Source organism: Alteromonas sp. 1_MG-2023, from assembly GCF_030547075.1.
Lineage (GTDB): Bacteria > Pseudomonadota > Gammaproteobacteria > Enterobacterales > Alteromonadaceae > Alteromonas.
Genome location: NZ_JAUOQH010000005.1, coordinates 194,592 through 215,441, shown reverse-complemented (window position 1 = coordinate 215,441; position 20,850 = coordinate 194,592). Strand labels below are relative to the sequence as shown.

General features: G+C 44.4%; 15 protein-coding genes. 11 read left to right on the top strand and 4 right to left on the bottom strand.

The features are described from left to right. Window positions 1–223 precede the first annotated feature (223 nt). On the top strand, window positions 224–517 hold the full coding sequence (locus Q4561_RS07570) for a high-potential iron-sulfur protein (RefSeq protein ID WP_303458791.1): 294 nt from the start codon (window positions 224–226) through the stop codon (window positions 515–517). A gap of 101 nt (window positions 518–618) precedes the next feature. Here Q4561_RS07570 and Q4561_RS07565 read toward each other — a convergent pair whose 3' ends face one another. Both Q4561_RS07565 and Q4561_RS07560 read right to left on the bottom strand, forming a co-directional pair. Then, complete coding sequence (locus Q4561_RS07565) at window positions 619–2,268, bottom strand: amidase (protein WP_303458789.1); 1,650 nt, start codon at window positions 2,266–2,268, stop codon at window positions 619–621. Between the two features lie 272 nt (window positions 2,269–2,540). After that, window positions 2,541–3,251, bottom strand: a complete 711-nt coding sequence (locus Q4561_RS07560) for a substrate-binding periplasmic protein (protein WP_368411524.1) — start codon at window positions 3,249–3,251, stop codon at window positions 2,541–2,543. Between the two features lie 383 nt (window positions 3,252–3,634). Between Q4561_RS07560 and prmA the strand changes: the two genes are divergently transcribed. The 6 genes from prmA (at window position 3,635) to purD (ending at window position 10,570) form a co-directional block, all read left to right on the top strand. Further along, a complete protein-coding gene (gene prmA / locus Q4561_RS07555) occupies window positions 3,635–4,516 on the top strand; it encodes a 50S ribosomal protein L11 methyltransferase (protein WP_303458786.1) in 882 nt (293 codons plus the stop codon). A gap of 235 nt (window positions 4,517–4,751) precedes the next feature. Then, window positions 4,752–5,750: a tRNA dihydrouridine synthase DusB gene (gene dusB, locus Q4561_RS07550; protein WP_303458785.1), complete on the top strand. Its 999-nt coding sequence runs from the start codon at window positions 4,752–4,754 to the stop codon at window positions 5,748–5,750. A gap of 30 nt (window positions 5,751–5,780) precedes the next feature. Continuing rightward, on the top strand, window positions 5,781–6,074 hold the full coding sequence (gene fis / locus Q4561_RS07545; RefSeq protein ID WP_012520109.1) for a DNA-binding transcriptional regulator Fis: 294 nt from the start codon (window positions 5,781–5,783) through the stop codon (window positions 6,072–6,074). 81 nt (window positions 6,075–6,155) lie between these two features. Beyond that, window positions 6,156–7,754, top strand: coding sequence for a bifunctional phosphoribosylaminoimidazolecarboxamide formyltransferase/IMP cyclohydrolase (gene purH, locus Q4561_RS07540; protein WP_303458783.1), 1,599 nt, complete (start codon window positions 6,156–6,158; stop codon window positions 7,752–7,754). A gap of 666 nt (window positions 7,755–8,420) precedes the next feature. Further along, window positions 8,421–9,236 carry a class I SAM-dependent methyltransferase gene (locus tag Q4561_RS07535; protein WP_303458781.1) on the top strand — a complete coding sequence of 272 codons (816 nt, stop codon included), beginning with the start codon at window positions 8,421–8,423 and terminating at the stop codon, window positions 9,234–9,236. Between the two features lie 41 nt (window positions 9,237–9,277). Beyond that, the gene (gene purD, locus Q4561_RS07530; protein WP_303458780.1) at window positions 9,278–10,570 is read left to right on the top strand and encodes a phosphoribosylamine--glycine ligase; all 1,293 of its coding nucleotides are present in this window, start codon (window positions 9,278–9,280) and stop codon (window positions 10,568–10,570) included. Window positions 10,571–10,706: 136 nt separating this feature from the next. On the opposite strand, the gene Q4561_RS07525 is transcribed toward purD, so the two are convergent. After that, window positions 10,707–11,459, bottom strand: coding sequence for a sugar-binding protein (locus Q4561_RS07525; RefSeq protein ID WP_303458778.1), 753 nt, complete (start codon window positions 11,457–11,459; stop codon window positions 10,707–10,709). 89 nt (window positions 11,460–11,548) lie between these two features. Here Q4561_RS07525 and Q4561_RS07520 point away from each other — a divergent pair, with 89 nt between their 5' ends. Then, complete coding sequence (locus Q4561_RS07520) at window positions 11,549–12,520, top strand: ion transporter (protein WP_303458777.1); 972 nt, start codon at window positions 11,549–11,551, stop codon at window positions 12,518–12,520. A 13-nt stretch (window positions 12,521–12,533) separates the two neighbouring features. Here the strand turns inward: Q4561_RS07520 and Q4561_RS07515 are convergent, their stop codons facing one another. Further along, on the bottom strand, window positions 12,534–15,194 hold the full coding sequence (locus tag Q4561_RS07515; protein WP_303458776.1) for a DUF2339 domain-containing protein: 2,661 nt from the start codon (window positions 15,192–15,194) through the stop codon (window positions 12,534–12,536). 150 nt (window positions 15,195–15,344) lie between these two features. On the opposite strand from Q4561_RS07515, the gene Q4561_RS07510 reads away from it, so the two are divergent. From Q4561_RS07510 to Q4561_RS07500, 3 genes are all read left to right on the top strand, one after another. Beyond that, window positions 15,345–16,250, top strand: a complete 906-nt coding sequence (locus Q4561_RS07510; RefSeq protein ID WP_013786634.1) for a phosphoribulokinase — start codon at window positions 15,345–15,347, stop codon at window positions 16,248–16,250. Between the two features lie 407 nt (window positions 16,251–16,657). Then, window positions 16,658–18,055, top strand: a complete 1,398-nt coding sequence (locus tag Q4561_RS07505) for a nucleobase:cation symporter-2 family protein (RefSeq protein WP_303458774.1) — start codon at window positions 16,658–16,660, stop codon at window positions 18,053–18,055. Between the two features lie 158 nt (window positions 18,056–18,213). After that, the gene (locus Q4561_RS07500) at window positions 18,214–20,763 is read left to right on the top strand and encodes a TonB-dependent siderophore receptor (RefSeq protein ID WP_303458772.1); all 2,550 of its coding nucleotides are present in this window, start codon (window positions 18,214–18,216) and stop codon (window positions 20,761–20,763) included. The last annotated feature ends 87 nt before the right edge of the window (window positions 20,764–20,850 follow it).

Here is a 20,850-nt window from a genome sequence, read left to right as displayed (position 1 = left end):
CAAGTTATGTTTATATCGCATTGATTTTTTAGCGGTTCAGTCAGTGTTCAGGTGAAAGTGATTAATCTAGATCAACAAATCTTTATTGCTTTTTGATCGATCCAAACGTCACGGGTTATAGTATAATTATCAATATTCAAAACCTGCCTCGCGGCAGGTTTTTGCGTTTTAAGCGCTGAGTAAAAAAGAATCATTATCGTTATTATCTCAATTGGAGAGAATTATGAAGTCTGTAAACCGTCGCGATTTCCTAAAATTGTCAGGTACCTCTTTGATAGGCCTAACATTAGGTAGCGTAGCGTTACGTGCTAATGCGCAAGAACAATTGCAAGCAGATGATCCAAGCGCGAAAGCGCTAAACTATACCGCTGCCTCTACCGTAGATGGCGCGAAATGTAACAATTGCATGTACATTCAAGGTGCCGACGGCGCGCAGCACCGCCCATGTGCCATTTTCCCAAATAAATTGGTTAACGCCAACGGTTGGTGTAGTGCTTGGGTTAAACGTCCAGGCTAGTTACTCCAGTTATTGAAAAAGCCCCAAGGTCGGTTTGAAGTGATCTTGGGGCTTTTTTATACTTTTAAAAAAAGTGATTTAGAATAAACGAATTAAGCTAGCTATAGACCCTTCACGGCCTCTAATAGTGCTGGGCTATGCAGTCGGGTTGGCAATAGGCTAGGCTTTACATGCACCCCATGCTTGGCTTCAAATATACTGCCAATGCGAAGTACTTTTTCATCATCCCATTGCTTACCAATAAAGCTTATTCCTACGGGAAGGCTTTTTACTTCACCGGCAGGCACAGTAAGGTGCGGATAACCTGCAACAGCGGCTAAATAGCCGATACCAATGAAGCCCATTGGAGCATGATCGCCATATACCCCGTCAATAAGGAAAGCAGGGCTATTTGAGGGCGCTACAAGCACATCAACTCTATGTGCCGCCAATAAAGCATCAATACCGTTATCTCTAGCGGTTTCTCTTACCAATGCTAATGCCGAAGCGTACTTCTGGCTATTGATATCATCTGTATCCGCTGCTTTTTCGAAAATATCTTGATTAAACAGCGCAAGCTCTCGAGGGCTTGATTGGTTGTAGGTGATAAGTTCAGACACGCTGCGCACAGGAATATCGGCGGGGCTGCCTTCTAAGTATTCGTTTAACGAATAGTGAAACTCACTGAGTAACACTTGGTAAGAGTCTGCCCAAAAGGTTTCTGGCTGTTTGAAATCGCTAATTTCCACTAATTCTGCGCCCGCTGCTTTCAAACTATTTAACGCCTGCTCATAAGTAGATAGCACATGGGGGTTATCACCCTGCCGATATCGCACAACGCCCACGCGCACGCCTTTTAAATCGGTCGCTAACATACTTTGCTGCGGCGCACTAAGCCTATGCTGGCTAGCCTCTTTAGTTGCGCTATCTTTTGTATCTACACCTGCCATCACTGAAGCCATTAACCATGCATCATCAACACTTGCTGTCATGGGGCCTGCAGTATCTTGTGTATACGAAATTGGCACAATATGCGTACGAGATAACAGCCCTACTGTAGGCTTAAAGCCTACAACACCGTTCATTGAAGCAGGGCAAATAATAGAGCCATTGGTTTCTGTGCCCACCGCTAGCGACGCTAAGCGCAATGCCATAGCCGCACCAGAACCAGACGAAGAACCACACGCACTTCGAGACAACATATGAGGATTTCGGGTTAACCCCCCTACAGCACTCCAACCACTAATAGAAGATTCAGAGCGAAAGTTCGCCCATTCAGACAAGTTAGTTTTACCTAACACAATAGCACCCGCAGCTTTAAGGCGGGCTACAATAGGGGCATCTCGCTTTGTATCGTTATTAACCAGCGCCATGGCTCCGGCTGTAGTGGGCAACTCACTGGTTTCAATATTATCTTTTAGTAAAACAGGTAAACCAAATAGTGGCCCTTTACGCATTTTATTTCTACGTGCTAAATCAGCCGCTTTAGCTTCTTCAATGGCGTTGGGGTTGAGCGCTAAAATACTATTGACGTCACCATCAAGTTTTTCGATTCGAGCAAGATAACCTTTCACCAATGCTTCAGATGACAATTCACCTTGTGCTATGGCCTGCGCTTGTTCTGCAGCAGATTTATCTAACCAAAATTCAACCGATGCCCTACCAGCGTCTTCATCTGTGCTGGCAACTGAAGCATTGCTTGTGGTTGGTTGGGATGGTGCGCATGCGGTACAGAGTAAAATAACGGCAGCGTAAAATAGCGTAGCCTTCATGTGGTTAATCCCCGAGTTTTTCTATTATAAGTTTTAGTGACAAAGCTGCTTAAACATAAGCGTGCTAACTTCAAGTGTCTGAAATTAAAACAGCTTAGATGTGCATAGAATGGTTGAGCATAGAAAGATCACTATGCAGCATGCGACAAACTGGGTTGAAACGTCAATACTATTGGGGAAGCTTATTAGCGCAGGCTAGGTTTACAGCACTACATTTACAGTACTATGTTCACAATAAAACGTTTAAAGAAAGGTTTAGCTGAACGGGGGGATCAATTATACGAATTTACAGGGTTTGGGTTGATGGTAGATGTTGAAGATTTTTCGCTCAAAAAGTTAAATAACCCGAACTCCTCCAGCAGCGACTGGTAACGCCCATCTTCAATAAATTTTGCCAGTATTTGATTAAATTGGCTTCGAAGATAAGGATCTGGAATTGCCGCACTGTAAGAAGACACAGGGAATAGCTCGTGAATGGTAGTGTCGTGTTGTTTTTCTTGAGGTAATCCCTTTTTTATATGTTCAAATATATTTCTATCAAGTACAGCGACATCCACACTGCCAAGCAATAGCAAGTGCACCTGCCTATCTTGCTGTGCCAATTCCATGTAGTTTTTCTGATGTGCTAACAATTTCCCAAACTCGTCGCCAAGCACAGAACTCGCTGTTTGAAAGCCAATAATACTATAACCGAGTAAGTCTTTAACTTGGTTAATTTGCAAGTTTCTGTCGGTACGCGTTATCGCTACATTTTGATAATGAACATAGTTATTAGAAAGAATAGCAGGGTCAATATCATGCCAGGGGTTTAAGGTTAACCCCATATCTACCTCTCCACTGCGCACAAAACTGGCAGTACGACCAAAAGGTACATAAATAGGTATCATTTCGTGCCCCATTTCTAGCAAGATAGCGCGTACCAGCTCTACCTCAAACCCCGAATCATTCTCTTCGATAACATAAGGCGCTTTTGTCCAACCCACGACGACCTCTACCTGCTTTGCAAAAGCCAAGTAAGGAGAAAACAAAAATATAAAGAATATTGCTATATAACGCATAAGCCATGAGGTTGGTGAAAGACGCAGTAACTATAAGCATTAAGTTAAAAAAGACCATTCGCCAAAAGGTTGATTTTTAATCAAATTTATTAAAAACAACAAGTAAGTGAATCAAGTTTATACTTAAGTTTTAGAAAAATTAGCGTTTATTGCCCGATTTGCTCGTACGCTTTACCTATTCGCGAGTACTTTAATAAGTCGGATGTCGAAAATAGGGAGACAGCACTTAATCTGTAATCTAGTATTAATATTTCGCTTTAACCAAGCAGGCGGTACAATACCGTCAAACTCTTTGAACATGTTTGAATATGGCCTGGCTACAGTTACGAATAAATACCTCCTCAGAATATGCTGAATCAATTGGTGATATGCTAAGCGCTAACGGTTCGCAAGCTGTAACTTACGTAGATGCGAAAGACACACCTATGTACGAGCCCAAGCCCGGCGAAATTATGCTGTGGCCAGACACGCAAGTCGTTGGCCTATTTGAAGCTACCGATGACATGAAAGCCATCATCAAACGATTAGGCAAAGCGCGTATATTGGGTTCAGACTTTAGATACAAACTAGAACCACTAGAAGACAAAGACTGGGAGCGTGAGTGGATGGATAACTTTCACCCCATGCAATTTGGTAAACGCTTATGGATTTGCCCTAGCTGGCGAGACGTACCAGAGCCTGACGCAGTAAACGTGATGTTAGATCCAGGCTTAGCATTCGGTACAGGAACCCACCCCACTACCGCACTGTGTTTGCGTTGGTTAGATTCAATAGACGTAGAAGATAAGCTAGTAGTCGATTTTGGATGTGGCTCGGGCATATTAGCTCTAGCAGCACTAAAACTGGGGGCCAAACGGGTAGTAGCTATTGATATCGACCCTCAAGCCCTTCAAGCCACACAAGAAAATGCACGCCGTAACGGTGTTGAAGATAGGCTTGATGTTTACCTACCGGCTGACCAGCCCGCGTTAGAGGCCGATGTGGTCATGGCTAATATATTATCTGGCCCTCTTCTTGAACTTCAGGACGTTATTTCATCTTACTGTAAGCCCTCTGGTTTACTTGTACTTTCCGGTATTCTTGCTGAACAAGTAACCAAAATTGAAGCTGCCTACACTCGCGATTTTACGCTTGATGAAAGCGCTATAGATGGAGAATGGGCGCGAGTATCTGGAAAGAAACACGCTTAAATGTAAATTTTTTGTCTTTCAATGCCTTTCAATTCGGGGGCTTAAAGCAATTTGCACAAATTTCACCCGGCAAAACAGTGTTAGATGGCTAATGTTACAGTTTTTTTTCACTGTCAAGCCCATAGAGTGAAATTTTGTGCGATTTTTAGCCTTTTCAAGTATTGCGAAAACACGTACACTTAGCGCCCCGTTTTAGCCGGGTGTATAAATTCTGTGCAGTTCTAGATGGCGAAATATGCGAATTGGTTCCTACACGTTAGACAACAATTTGATGCTGGCTCCAATGGCTGGCGTGACTGACCGTCCATTTCGTCAACTATGTAAACGTATGGGTGCGGGGCTTGTGGTATCGGAAATGCTTTCTAGCAATCCAAAGGTATGGAATACCGCAAAATCACAAGCACGAATGAATCATGAGGGCGAAGAAGGTATTCGTTCTGTACAGATTGCAGGCGCAGATCCAGAGCTTATGGCCCAAGCGGCACAATTTAATGTTGAGAACGGTGCGCAAATCATCGACATCAACATGGGTTGTCCAGCGAAAAAGGTGAATAAGAAACTGGCAGGTTCCGCGTTGCTTCAGTACCCGAGTACGGTGGAATCAATCATTAAAGCAGTGGTTAACGCTGTAGATGTTCCTGTAACACTAAAAATTCGTACCGGCTGGAATACCGATAACCGCAATGGGGTTGAGATAGCCCGCATTGCTGAGCAAAACGGCATACAGTCACTGGCTGTTCACGGTAGAACGCGAGCTTGTATGTACAAAGGAGAGGCGGAGTTCGACACTATCCGTCTTATAAAGGCGGCAATTTCGATACCCGTAATTGCCAACGGAGATATTACCTCTCCTGAAAAAGCACAACAGGTACTGAATTATACCGGTGCAGATGGTGTGATGATAGGTCGCGGTGCTCAAGGAAATCCTTGGATCTTCAAAGAGATCCTGCATTACCTAGAAACTGGCGAGAACCTAACGCCACCACCATTGTCTGAACAGTATGAGATTTTGCACGAGCACGTCGCTAATGTACAAAGCTTCTACGGTGAAGTCGCCGGTGTAAGAATTGCCCGCAAACATGTGGGCTGGTATCTCTCGGAACACGATACGGATCGTCAATTTCGTAAATCGTTCAACGCTATCGAGGATGCGTCAGCGCAACTTGAAGCACTAAACGCTTATTTTGAAGCGCTGCAGAATCGAGAAACCCGACAGATTTCTCCTGCAGCATAGTAATGACTAACTTAAGAGCAAGACAGTATTATGTTCGATCAAAACGTGACTTCACCTTTTACTACTACAGTAACTACGCCTTCTCAAACCCAAGCGCAAAAGCCACTTCGCGACTCAGTTAAGCAAGCGGTAAATAAATACCTCAAGCAATTGGACAACGCCAACATCGATAATTTGTACGAAATGGTACTGGCCGAAGTTGAGGCCCCGCTGCTGGAAGAAGTTATGACTTACACCCGCGGCAATCAAACCCGCGCTGCCATCATGATGGGAATCAACCGTGGCACGCTTCGCAAAAAGCTGAAGCAGTACGGCATGAACTAAAATCACCGGGCCTAGCCCACCGAAGAGCACCTACAGGTGCTCTTTTTGTTTCACCACTCTTAACTTTGAAGCCTATATTTTATGCAAACACCAAAACCCATTAAACGTGCTCTTTTAAGTGTCTCTGATAAAACCGGTATCCTCGATTTCGCCACCGCGCTGCATAACGCTGGGGTGGAACTTCTGTCGACGGGCGGTACTGCTAAACTCATCGCTGAAGCTGGCTTGCCAGTAACAGAAGTGTCTGACCACACAGGTCACCCAGAAATTATGGCTGGCCGCGTAAAAACCCTTCATCCTAAAATTCATGGCGGCATTTTGGCTCGTCGTGGTATTGATGAAGCGGTAATGGACGAAAACAACATTGCTCCAATCGATTTGGTGGTAGTGAACCTTTACCCATTCGCAGCAACAGTGGCTAACGACGATTGCACGTTAGAAGACGCTATCGAGAATATCGATATTGGTGGCCCAACTATGGTTCGTGCTGCGGCTAAAAACCATAAAGATGTAACCATTGTTGTTAAAGCTGCCGACTACGGCCGCGTTCTTGCTGAAATGGAAGCAAACCAAGGTTCACTGACTTACAAAACCCGCTTCGACCTAGCGATTAAAGCGTTTGAGCATACCGCTGAGTACGACGGCATGATTGCTAACTACTTTGGCGCACGGATTGATACCGCTGATTGCGAAGATGACTGCGGGCATGAGCACAGCGAATTCCCACGTACGTTCAACGTACAAGTTAGCAAGAAGCAAGATTTGCGTTACGGTGAAAACAGCCATCAAAGCGCTGCTTTCTACGTTGAAAACGATATTCAAGAAGCGTCAGTGTCTACTGCTACTCAGCTTCAAGGTAAAGAATTGTCGTTCAACAATATTGCCGACACAGACTCTGCTTTGGAATGCGTTAAAGAGTTCGAAGAGCCAGCTTGCGTTATTGTTAAGCACGCTAACCCTTGTGGTGTCGCTATTGGCGAAGACATTTTGTCTGCCTATGATCGCGCTTTTAAAACCGACCCAACCTCTGCGTTTGGCGGCATTATTGCGTTTAACCGCGAGTTAGATGCAAAAACGGCACAAGCGATTGTGGATCGTCAGTTTGTAGAAGTCATTATTGCACCTACGGTTAGCGACGAAGCAAAAGACATTGTTAGCGCGAAGAAAAACGTACGCTTATTAGCGTGTGGTGATTGGACTGGTCAACTTACCGACGGTTACGACTTTAAACGTGTTAATGGCGGGCTGCTAGTACAAGAGCGCGACTTCGGCATGGTTGAAATGGAAGACCTTCAAGTAGTGACCAAGCTTAAGCCTTCTGAAGACGAACTTCGCGATTTGATGTTCTGCTGGAAAGTAGCGAAATACGTGAAATCTAACGCCATTGTATATTGTAAAGACGGTATGACAGTAGGTGTGGGCGCAGGTCAAATGAGCCGCGTATATTCTGCCAAAATTGCAGGTATCAAAGCCGCCGATGAAAACCTAGAAGTAGCAGGTTCTGTAATGGCATCAGACGCTTTCTTCCCATTCCGCGATGGCATTGATGCTGCCGCAGAAGCTGGCATTAAAGCAGTCATTCAGCCTGGTGGCTCAATGCGCGACCAAGAAGTGATTGATGCAGCCGACGAACACGGCATCGCCATGGTGTTCACTGGCATGCGCCACTTCCGCCATTAAAATAGACGATGTATTAGCTGTCTAAGAAGGTAAGTAGGCAGGTGTGATAAACACGCCGTAAACCCATCCATGGGGGCTCCGCTATGGCATCCATGCCATAGAGGGTTTATCACTCCTACCTACTTACCATCTAGCCTAATACCCAATTACGTATTGAAGTGTCGCTAGAGCGCTGCAAATACACGCTGCATCTTGCTAGCTTATTGCGTGCTGTGCATTGGAAACAGAAAGCTGGTTAGAGATAGGTGAAGGGCTCCGCTGTGGTATCCATACCATAGAGGATTTAGTACTGACATTCACTTCACCTCTTTTGATAGCTAGGCTCTACAGTTGTAATTGAATAAAAATTCAACCAGGTCTCGCACTTAAAAAGCATGACGCCGGTTGAGAGGAGTGAGAGCAGAAGGCATTCGAAACCTTCCACAGCATGGATGCTGTGGCAGAGCGCCCATGGATGGGTTTACCGCGTGTTTTGAATGCCTTCTGCTCTCGCTCTTAGCTTTGAGCTCTAAGCCACAAAAAGCAAAACGGCAGAGTACAGATTTAGCATGTTGGGTGTCGGGTAGGTGTAATAGTTTGTTGTTAAGCTTAATCTGAAACTGGTGTTTATCAGTATTAGCAGTTAACGTAATCGCCGTTACCCTCGATGATAATAAGGAAATAACAATGAAGAAGTTAGCCAAATTAGTACTCGCAGCCACGCTAGGCATGTCAGCAACCTATGCTAGCGCCGATGCTATATCAGATGCAGCCATGAGCGAACACCGCTCAGCACAAGCTAAAGTACGTGACGAATTCCGTAATCCTCAACAAACATTACGATTCTTTGGCGTTAAGCCAGATATGACCGTAGTTGAGATTTCTCCAGGTGGCGGCTGGTATGCCGACATTATTGCGCCTTTGGTCCAAAAAGAAGGGCAATACATTGCTGCTCATGCTTATGTTGACGAATCATCTAGTGATTACTACCGCAACTCGCTTGCAAACTTTAACGAAAAAATAAAAGACAATGCCCCCTATAAAGGCGTGAAAGTTACCGCTTTCCACCCAACCAAAGCCCTTGATATTGCAGAGCCAGGTAGTGCCGATGTGGTACTTACTTTCCGTAATATTCATAACTGGTACATGGGTCAAGGAAACGAAGGTATCGATAACGCTTTTGGTGCTTTCTTTAAAGCCCTTAAGCCTGGTGGCGTGCTAGGTGTGGTTGAACATGAACTGCCAGAATCTGCTGATGATTCAGCAATGGAAAAAAGTGGCTATATGAAGCGCTCTTTCGTTGTTGCTGCCGCAGAGAAAGCCGGCTTTGAGCTTGAAGAAGCCAGCGATATTAATGCGAACGCTAAAGATACTGCCGACCATCCGCGCGGTGTATGGACGCTTCCTCCTAGCCTTAAATTAAAAGATGTAGATCGCGAGAAGTACCTTGCCATTGGCGAGAGTAATCGTATGACGCTTAAGTTTAAAAAGCCTAGTTTGTAAAAACAAAGTCGTAAAATCAAAACCTTAAAACGGAATAGTTAATGAACGTACTTGTAATTGGCGGCGGTGGCCGCGAGCATGCGCTAGCTTATAAAGCGGCGCAATCTTCTGATGTTTCAACTGTGTTTGTTGCCCCTGGTAATGCAGGAACGGCAATAGAGCCTAAACTAGAAAACGTAGCAATTGATGTAAACGATATTCTTGGTTTACTGTCTTTTGCTAAAGGTAACGATGTTGAATTAACCATTGTTGGCCCAGAAGCGCCGTTAGTTGCAGGTGTGGTAGATGCGTTCATTAACGAAGGCTTAATGATATTTGGCCCTACTCAGGCTGCAGCGCAGCTTGAAGGGTCAAAAGCCTTTACTAAAGATTTTCTTGCTCGCCACAATATTCCTACCGCTGAATATCAGAACTTTACTGAGATTGACCCTGCCATCGCCTATGTGCGTGAAAAAGGCGCACCCATTGTAATTAAGGCAGACGGCCTAGCAGCAGGTAAAGGCGTGATTGTTGCGATGACGCTACAAGAAGCAGAAGATGCTATTCGCGATATGTTAGCAGGCAACGCGTTTGGCGAAGCCGGTAGTCGTGTTGTAGTAGAAGAATTCCTAGATGGTGAAGAAGCCTCATTTATCGTTATGGTAGATGGCAAAAATGTACTTCCTTTTGCCACCAGCCAAGACCATAAGCGCGCTGCTAATGGCGATAAAGGTCCTAATACAGGCGGTATGGGTGCATATTCTCCTGCCCCAGTGGTAACACAAGAAATTCACGACCGCGTGATGAAAGAAGTGATTATGCCAACGGTTGAAGGCATGGCATCAGAAGGTAACCCTTACATGGGCTTCTTGTACGCTGGGCTTATGATCATGGCTGATGGTACGCCCAAAGTGATTGAATATAACTGCCGCTTTGGCGACCCAGAAACCCAGCCTATTATGCTGCGTTTACAATCAGACATCGTGGCTTTGTGCCAAGCGGCCTGTAAGGGCGAGCTTGATAGCCAAACGATTGAATTTGATACACGTGCCGCCATTGGTGTTGTTTTAGCAGCTGGTGGTTACCCTGGTAGTTACGACAAGGGCGATGAAATTACCGGCTTTGAGCAAGCCGCCGATTTAGACGGCAAAGTTTTTCATGCTGGTACGTCATTAAAAGATGGGAAGGTTGTCACCAATGGAGGCCGCGTATTGTGCGCCACGGCCATGGGTAATAACGTGACTGAAGCTCAACAGAAAGCGTATGAGCTGGTAAATACTATTCAGTTTAAAGATGCGTATTTTAGAACCGACATTGGCTACCGTGCCATTGCCCGTGAGTCTAGTGCCGACTAAGCGCTAATAGAATTCTTATAGATTTCTTATTTAGCCTCTTATCTCTTCTCTTATTGAGAGAGTCGCTGGATAAAAGCACATTTAAACGCCGCCCAAGCTAATACTTAGGCGGCGTTTTTGTTTGTATTAACCGTGCTTACTTTAGCTCAAGCACATCAAATACAGACGCATCTTTGTACCCTTGGTTTTTATCCCCGTCTATTGGAGTAATAGGGTGCGACCCCATGAAGTGTTCTCTATCGCCTCCGTCGGCATCACAATAAGCCAGCATAAAACCTAGCTTCATGCCCTTTTTAAGCGTTACAGGGGTGTTGGATTCACCGTGAACATAATCATCAGCGTACACTTTTATTGCGGTTTCCCAGTGCACCACAAACGGCGCGTCTGACTGGCGTTTCCATGCACTATCAACATGGTCGTTATAAAGCTGAGGCACGGCTTCACCTTTATTTTGTGCAGCCATGCTAGGGCCGATATCCGCCACTTGGTTATCTAACGCTAAATGGTATGCAAAGGCATTATAGTTGTTGAAGTGGTCGCCGCCTGAGCCATCAGCATCAATAAATATTTCCAAACAATCATCATCCCAATAGCGCTCTAATGGCGAGGCATAGGTATCAGATAAATGATCGTCTCGAATTTCGGCCAATAAGTACAAGGCATCTTCGTTCCAACGAAGCTTATACTTCCCCTTAAAATCGCTGGCAGCAGGAGTATCACCAATGATCGCTTCATTCATAGGATACCAATCGTCACCTTGCCAAAGCGCTTCATTAGCCACCCCATCAATGGTTGGCACTGCTGAGGTATAAATCGCTTCATCGGCATTTGCATTTGTTTCAGCCGCTGCAGCACATATAATTGCCACCAGCCAATGGTTTACCTTCATATTTTATCCTTAAATTAGAAGCGTGAATTTTTGCTTACACGCGATTTCTTGGTAGAGTATTAAACAGCACCTGTAACGCAAAGGCATTTATGTCACTTCAGACCACTTGTTACAACATTTTAGCTTCTTACAAAGACGCCCCATCACATCGTACAGCCAGTAAGTTATTTGATGTCGCGTTAGTCGCTATTATTGTGCTTAATGTTGTAACCATGATGTTATCTACTGTACCGGATATTTCATCTGAGTGGGCCGCTGAACTACATATAATAGAGGTGGTCTCTGTAGGCCTATTCACCCTTGAGTATGCGCTTCGTATTTGGAGTAGCGGTGCAGCCCCTACTTCCGCTCTCACATCATCAAAAGACGCTCAATTAGATACCCCTTGGCAGAAGCGCTGGTTTTATTTGAAAAGCCCCATGGCGCTAGTCGATTTGCTTGCCATATTGCCCTTTTATTTAAGTATGTTCTTTATTCTAGACTTACGGATATTGCGGGTATTTAGAGTGCTGCGAATTTTAAAGCTTGGCCGTTACTCACGCTCGATGCAAACGCTAGTCACTGTTATAAGAAACGAGTCTCATGCATTAATTGCCGCACTTAGTGTGCTGATGTTGTTTACCGTTATTGCGGCCACCTGCATTTACTACATTGAACATACCGCACAGCCAGAAGCATTTAGCAGTATACCTGCTTCGCTATGGTGGGCGGTGGTAACACTGACCACTGTTGGCTATGGTGACATTGTTCCCATCACGCCTGGAGGCAAAGTTTTTGGGGGTCTTATTACTATATTAGGTATTTGCTTCTACGCACTGCCAGCGGGTATTCTTTCATCCAGTTTTACTGCCCAAATGCAGCTAAAACGAGACCGCTTTAAAGAGACCGTTCGCACAGTACTAGAGGATGGAAAATTTAGCGAACACGATAAAGGTCACATTGAACGTGTTCGCGATTTGTTAGACCTAGATGAAGAAGAAGCTCAACTCATAGTGCGGCTTCTTCAGCACCACCATAGCACGTCTCAAAAACCTAACGCCGACAAGAAGTCGCATACATAGAAGCCATTCTCAACTACATCACTGGGCTTGCTTGATCACGAGGCCTATCCGATTCCATATTAAATTTCTGAAATAGCCAGCCTATTCCCACCAAGCTTAACCCCAAGCCAATGAAGGAGAGGGCACGATATAAACCGTCAAGGCTAGACATGTCGATAATAAAGGCTTTCAGCAGTACAACCGTTAACAGACCAAAACCAAATTTCACTGCAATATCTTTATGCATGTATTGACCGAGGAAAATCGTTAAGGTCGCCAAAATAAGCCATACCACTGAGTAGGTATATTGCTCAGCTTGACCTAACCCTAAACTAAACTCAACGTGTCCATGATGGAAAAGACTCCGAATGATGCTATTAATATAAAGCACCAAAAACAGACCGAAAATCACCACAACACCTTTTAAGCATGGCTCTGAAATTAGCGCTTTTATCTGTGAAGCGCTGCTCGGCAATACCCTAAACCAAGGTGGCAACCACAAGGTACTAAGCAGTAATGCTGGGGCTAACCATTGTAAGGCCATATAGTTCAGCACTGCATTGCCCCCAGTATTTTGTGGGAACACAAAGGGGTTATTCACCACTGATATATCTAAGTGAAGCCAAAAAGCCCCTACCATTAAGATAAAGCCCGCCACACGATAGAGTTTAGTCAACTGTTGAGCAACACAAGCTCGGTGCCAATAAGTTACCGCGAGAGCGACCCACCCCAAGGCTAAAAAGACTTTTTCCGTGTATGAAGCGAGGAATAGCTCTGGGTAGGACCCCGTTAACCAATAACTAGGCTCGGTGGTAATAAACAGCGCAACAACATGTAATAGCGCGCCTTCCAACCACACCTTTAACGTTGGCGAAGGGTTATAATTGCGAGCTAACCATAAGCTTAAAAACACCGCTGGATAGACAACAGCCGTCCAATGTATGCTAAAAATATATTCGTCAGAATAATCCGCTAACCATGGCGCGCCAGTGAGTCTTACCAACACGGCAATCAATAAACCTTTAAACAACCAGTCGGGTAGCGCTACGCGATATTTTGCACTTTGTATACTCACCATAGCCACTTGAATAGCCAACGCCAGTGATAGTATTGTTGCATCGAGTACCATGGTGAAACATAATGTTAAACACGCATTGGCAAGCACGGAATAAGAGAGCTTTTCTATATGAGGGTTAACTCTCAACGTGACTAAGGCACTTATTAGTGCAATCAGCGCAAGTTCAAGCGCCCAAATACCATAGAGAACATCGGTGACCTTGCTAGGTGCTAGCGCATAACTTGCCCCATACAACGCCACTGGGCTGACCACCATATAGAGCCAAAACGCAGGTCGCGCGGTGTCATGCGTATTGTGTTTTCTCGCTAAAATACCCCCGTACACGCAAAGCCCTACCGCGAGCAGCTGAGAAAACAGATACTTTCCACTAAGAATAAAACTAAGATCTATTGGGCCTTCAGCTGGCCTTAACATAGCAAAATGTGTTAAACCAGCAACCAACATAAGTGCTGGCCACAGATCAAAAGCACTGTGTCGAATAGGCGCTACAAGCAGTAGAGCGGCCAATGTGAAGGCGCTAATCCATATTTTTTCATTGCTGCCGTATTGAATCAGAAACCCATGAATGACGATTAAAACCAGTGAAATCGCCGCGAGTTGTTGTCGTTGAGAAAATATGCTTCTCAGTGACATTCCCTGATCTTGCGTAGCCATTAATGACCACCCCAATGTACGAACCAATGCAAACAAGTATGTTGAAAATACGCTAAAACATAACCAAGCAACAAAATGGCTCGCCTCTGTACTTGATAGCCCCACTAATGCCCATAAAAATTGCCCTAAAAAGCTCACTCGCCACAACCAAACCGCGGAGACCTTTTGCGCCACCCACACGCCAGATAAAGAAACAAGGCTAACAAACGCCAAAAGCAAAGGAATATTATTCGCCCCGGTGTTAACGAGCACTGGAATGGCAAATGCCCCCAATATCCCAACATATGCTAACAACGGGCCAAATCGGAGCGACAATGAAACCGCTCCTAAAGCAATAAGCGCTAACGTTGCAAAAGCAATGAAAGGCGATAAAAAGCCATAATAATTGAAGGCCACTAGCGTAATGGCGTAGCAAGTGACCACACCGCCTGAGGCAAGTGCCGCACATACCGCTGGTGAATAAATAGAAAAGCGAATGCGATGACGTGCTAAAAATTCTGAGGCCACCATCAGAGAAACACCAAACACGCCACCGAGTATCACGCGAAGTTTGGCTGAAACGAACCCCGACTCAATGGCGTAATTTGCAAGAAAAATGCCCCCCACAGCCAAAACTAAGCCGCCTAGCCATAATAACCCGTTATCCTTAATGGCGTTAACTAGCCCCTGTTGATGCTTTTTAAAATAGGAAATAAGCGCAGGAGGCCTTGACGGGTTGCTCGATGCTCGAGGTTTAGAGACGCCCCCTAAATCATTAGCCGAGGTGTCGCGTTTAGGAGCGGTTATGCTTTCAACGCGAGGAGAGGGCTTTGAAGACGCAGATTTTTGCTCAAATACCCTTAAGCGTTTTTCCAATTGCTCAATATGGATTTGCATGCGTGATAGCTTGCCCACATGTTGAAAGGATAGCACTGCACCCGCTACGACGACTAAAGTCAGTATACCCAGTAGAAAAGATTCCATCGCCACTTCCTGATTGTGCTTTTTGTTATTTATTTTCGCCACGTTAGCGCTAATTCGTGCTTGTAGTCAATTTCTCAGTAAGAGGGTGGTCTTGATTCTTTACCCACATCAGCTTATAACTAGTACCCGTCATTTCTCAAACGAATTTCTATGTCTGTAAAACATCCAATTATTGCCATTACCGGTTCGTCAGGGGCAGGAACAACCACGACAACCAATGCTATACGCCACATTTTCAGGAACCTGAATGTGAACGCAGCTGTGGTTGGCGGCGACAGCTTCCATCGTTTTACTCGTCCTGAAATGGAAGTCGAAATTCGCAAAGCCCAAGAGCAAGGCCGACATATTAGTTACTTTGGCCCTAAGGCCAACGATTTTGAGTTGCTTGAAACCTTATTTAGAGAATACGGTAGTTCGGGCTCAGGCCAGTTCCGTCAGTATTTGCATACCTTCGATGAAGCCGTGCCTTTTAATCAAATGCCGGGTACCTTTACGCCATGGCAAGATTTACCACAAAATACCGATTTACTGTTTTATGAAGGCTTACATGGCGGGGTAAAAACCGAAGAAAATGATGTGGCCAAGCATGTGGATTTATTGGTTGGCATGGTGCCAATTGTAAACTTAGAGTGGATTCAAAAAATTGTTCGAGACACCACCGATAGAGGCCATTCTCGTGAAGCGGTAATGAGCAGCATTGTGCGTGGATTAGATGATTACTTCCAGTACATCACGCCTCAGTTTTCTCAAACCCATGTTAACTTTCAACGTGTACCTACTGTAGATACATCAAACCCCTTCAGTGCTCGTGAAATACCTACCCAAGATGAAAGCTTTGTTGTGGTTCGCTTTAGGCGTGAAATGAAGCATGTTGACTACCCTTATTTACTGCAAATGATTGATGGCGCGTTTATGTCGCGTATTAACACCCTAGTAGTACCTGGCGGTAAAATGGGGTTAGCGATGGAGCTTATTCTTACTCCACTTCTTGAAGATATTTTGAATAGAAAGCGCCGCGCTGGCCATCAAATGGATTGGTTAAATTCTCAAGAATAATTTAAACCAGTGGGTTTTATGTAGCATATAGAAATTCGAAAAAAGGCTTTTTAGAAAGCCTTTTTTTATTATTTTCGACAGCAAACAAAACTATACAACAGTATTAGGAATTAAATTTAAGATTTGATATTTCCTCGTTAACATTGCACTAAAATGATCACTTAGAACGCACCATATTCTTTTCAATATTGATTTATCACCCACCAAAAACTGTTATTTTTCAATTTAGCATCAAACCACTAACACTATTAAAACAATGTAATTCAAAGCGTTAATAAAACCTCATTTATTTCTATGACTGCTTAAAAATAACAATATTAAAAAAGGATAATTTCTTGCATAGCTATTAATGCATAAAGAACTGTATGCGTTAAATTCTGATGACACTTGGTTTATAAAGGGACTTAATGAAACCAAATACCGATGTCTTATTTGCATTAGACGACATTCCAACAGTAAACCAATCTATTACTGCCGCGTTGCAACATATATTGGCGTGCTTCGTAGGTATTATTACCCCGTCGCTGATTATTGGCACTGCGCTAGGACTTGAATCAGAAATACCTTATCTCATTAGTATGTCGCTGTTTGTTTCAGGCGTTGCCACTTTCATTCAAGCAAAAACCTTTGGGCCAGTCGGCTGCGGCTTAATTGCCGTTCAAGGCACCAGCTTCGCGTTCATTAGCGCGTTATTAATAGCCGGGCTGTCTATTAAAGCTAACGGAGGCAGTAAAGAAGAAATACTCTCTACCCTATTGGGTGTCTGCTTTCTCGGCGCTTTCATTGAAATAATCGTTAGCTTGTTTATAAATAAAATTAAAAGAGTGATCACGCCATTAACCACGGGGATCGTTATTACCACTATTGGCATTAGCCTGATAAAAGTGGGCATAACTGATTTAGCAGGCGGCTTCGGCAGCCCTAATTTTGGCAGTATTGAGAACCTTTCGCTTGGCCTACTTGTGCTAGTTACTATTATTGCACTTAACGTTTCTAGTAATCCTTGGATACGGCTTTCCGGCATCATGATAGGCATGATTCTAGGCACTATCGTGGCCTCTATTTTAGGCTGGATTTCATTTTCTAGCTTAGCCGAACAACCTATTATCAGTATTCCGGTTCCTTTTAAGTATGGAATCAATTTTAACCTCGATATATTTATTCCCATTGCGCTTATTTATTTTCTTACTGCACTGGAAACCTCCGGCGATCTTACCGCTAATAGCTTGTTTTGTGGCTTACCGATAAAAGGCCCTAAATATCTAAAAAGAATTAAAGGTGGCATTTTAGCCGACGGCGTAAATTCGGCCATCGCCGCCATATTTAATACTTTTCCAAATACTACATTTGGGCAAAACAACGCCGTTATTCAATTAACTGGGGTGGCAAGCCGGCATGTGGGCTTTTATGTGGCGGCCATGTTGGTCATTTTAGGTTTATTTCCCATTATCGGCGGCGTGCTTCAATTGATGCCTAAACCCGTGCTTGGCGGTGCAACACTGGTTATGTTCGCCACCATTGCGGTAGGCGGAATTAAGATATTGGCAAGCGAGCCTATAGACCGCCGAAAGTCACTTATTATCGCCACCTCGCTAGGCACCGGGTTAGGTGTGTTGATGGTACCCGATGCTATTCAAGGCTTACCTGTAGCCTTTAAAAACGTGCTTTCCTCCTCGGTCACCTCTGCGGGCTTTACCGCCATTATCATGAGCATTTTAATTCCAGAGAATAAGGTTACCGAACAAGAAAGTGACGAAACAAAAAATACTGACACTCCGCTTTCTCCATCAGTAGATAGGAATTAAACAAATATTTTAATTAATAACATCAAAAATTGCCTTGTTGAGCCGTGTATTACAACAACCAAACTGTTTACGCCTACTACTTAAAGCAAAAAAGGCGTGAACAATTTAATACATAACTAAAGAAGCGCGTTGCGCGATAACACACACTAGGCTGCTCAATGAAAACATTTACGCATAAAACCCTCTATTTAACGATGCTTTCGCTCTTTGCCTCATACTCGAGTGCTTCCTTGGCACAAGAACCACCGAGTGATGAAGACATGGAAACCATTTCAATTACCGGTGTAAAAGACCTTAACTCACTCATTCCAATAGAATCGAAAAGTGCGTTTGGCTTAGACAAATCTTTGGTAGAAACACCTCGCTCGGTTACCGATATTAGTTCAGACCTAATAGAAGCTTACGGATTGCGCTCGGTGGATGATTTAGTCCGCATCACCCCTGGAGCCTTTACCAGTTCGTTTTTTGGTATTCAAGGCGCCATGGATATTCGTGGTGAATCGGCAGATAACTACTTTCGTGGCTTTAGGCGAATTGCCAACCCTGGTGCGTTTAAAACCAATATTCGCGGAGCAAAAGGATTGGAAGTGATGCGCGGGCCGGTTAGCCCTTTATATGGCAATGGTAGTGTAGGCGGGCAGTTAAATTACTCACCAAAATCGGCCAAGTCAGATGCCACTAAGTACTTTGATGAAGCCACCGGCGAAATTCATTTAACCCTAGGTACATACGATCAAAAAATTCTTGCGGTAGAGGGCGGTGCGCCTTTCATGCTTGGTGATAAACAAGCCGGCGTGTACATTTTTGCTGAAGCAGAAGATTCTGGCTCTTATTACGATAATTACGAGCCAACGAATGAGATTGTACAGGTGGCACTAGATGTCGATTTAACTGAAAACACATTGATGGAATTTGGTTTTCAGTATCAAACCTCTGATGCTATTCAAGTGCCTGGTTGGAACCGGGTAACCCAAGACTTAATTGATAATGGCACCTACATCACCGGCGCACCTGTGGCGAAGAATTCAGATAACCCTATTGGAGCAGATAGGTTACTGCCTCAAGAATCAGGTTTTATTTCGCCGTTTGCCCCTTACTTTATTAATTCGTCTTTCTCTGGTGTAGGCACCTTTTGTAGCCCGGGTACCGTCGATAACAGTAACTATACGTATAACGCCATGCTGCTTTCTTGCCCTGGGGTAGATAATGGTATTGAGAATGCCTATGCACTCAGTAACCCCGGCACTACACAGATAGATCATAAAACGACCTTTATTGACGACATTGATTTTGCCGACTCAACAGCATTCACTGCGTACTTAGATTTTACGACCTATTTGTCTGACGACATGACATGGAAGAACCAGTTCTATTACGATTATATGGATCATAAAAAATTCCAGAGTTGGGGCTTTACGGCTGATTATCCTGGGGCTGAGGCCATGGAGTTTAGATCTAGTCTCAATTTTGAAACTTTCCACGATAGTGCCACCATTCAACATATTACCGGCATTAGTATTCGTAACGAAGATCTTGACTACAACCATGCGTATTATGATGAAACCTTCGACTTTCGAGACATTACGGTAGGGCCCACTCCTGACGATAGAATTGATTGGGCGGTAGATGACCCTTATGAAGATGCCACCATTATTTACGATGAAGACGGCAACCCTACCGGCATTGATGGCACCGTCAGAAGAAACTACAACGAAGAGCAGGTTTCCAACATGCTCAATGCAGGCTTGTTTTATATTGCAGATATCACTCTTGAGTCTTGGAGTATATTACTTGGCGCTCGGTACGATTATTTTGATGTGGAGTCGGAAGACCAAGCTATTTCCTTGTTAGGCATTCCTTTTGGCGATGGTGAAGTGCATACCGATACTGAGTCAGCATTTAGTTACAACGTGAGTGTGTCGTACAAGATGGAATCAGGTTTTGTACCTTACGCCACTTACGCCGAGTCTAGCTCGCTAAGCACTAATCAACTTGGCGGTATTATTCCAAGCAGTGTGGATAACGGTGAGTATTTAGCGGAATCGACCTTGGCCGAGTTAGGGATTAAATACAGCAGCGACGATGAATCACTCTATGCCGCCCTTGCCGTATTTGATCAGGAAAAAACCGACCGAATTGGCCAAACCTCTGCATTAGTAGCGGTTTACAGTGAAGGGGTTGAATTTGAGGCCCGCGCTATCTTAAATGAAAGTTTCTCGCTTACTGCTACCGCCACCCATATTGAAACCACCGAGGTGAGTGATGGTGCGTTAGCAGTAATCAATGGCGCTGACTTTGCGGCCCAAAATGGCCTTGAAGCGTATCAGGTGTATGGTGGACGCATTGCAGGAGACAGGTCGACATTTGTTGGCGAAGGTGTAGAACTTGACCGTGGGGGCTTGCCTGACAACACCGTAAGCTTGTTCCTAAATTATAATAAGCCATTAGAAAGAGGCAGAGTAACGGCTAGTCTTGGCTTTGGGTGGGCCGATGAAACCTACACCGATGTGCTGGAAACCATATTGCTGCCTAGTTATATGGTATGGACCGGCTCAGTGGGCTATGTGGCCGAGAATTACCGCATATTACTTAGCGTAAATAACTTGTTCGAAGAGGAATATTACACGTCTGCCGACTTGTTCGACTCGGTAGTGGTCAAACCTTCCGAAGGCCGCACGGGCTCCATCATGTTTAGTTATTCTTTTTAGCGTAAACATCGACCGCCACTTTGCGTAAAAAGTGGTGGTCGCTTTTACTTACTTAGTTACTTGCGCTGGTTTTAATCTAGCATTGCT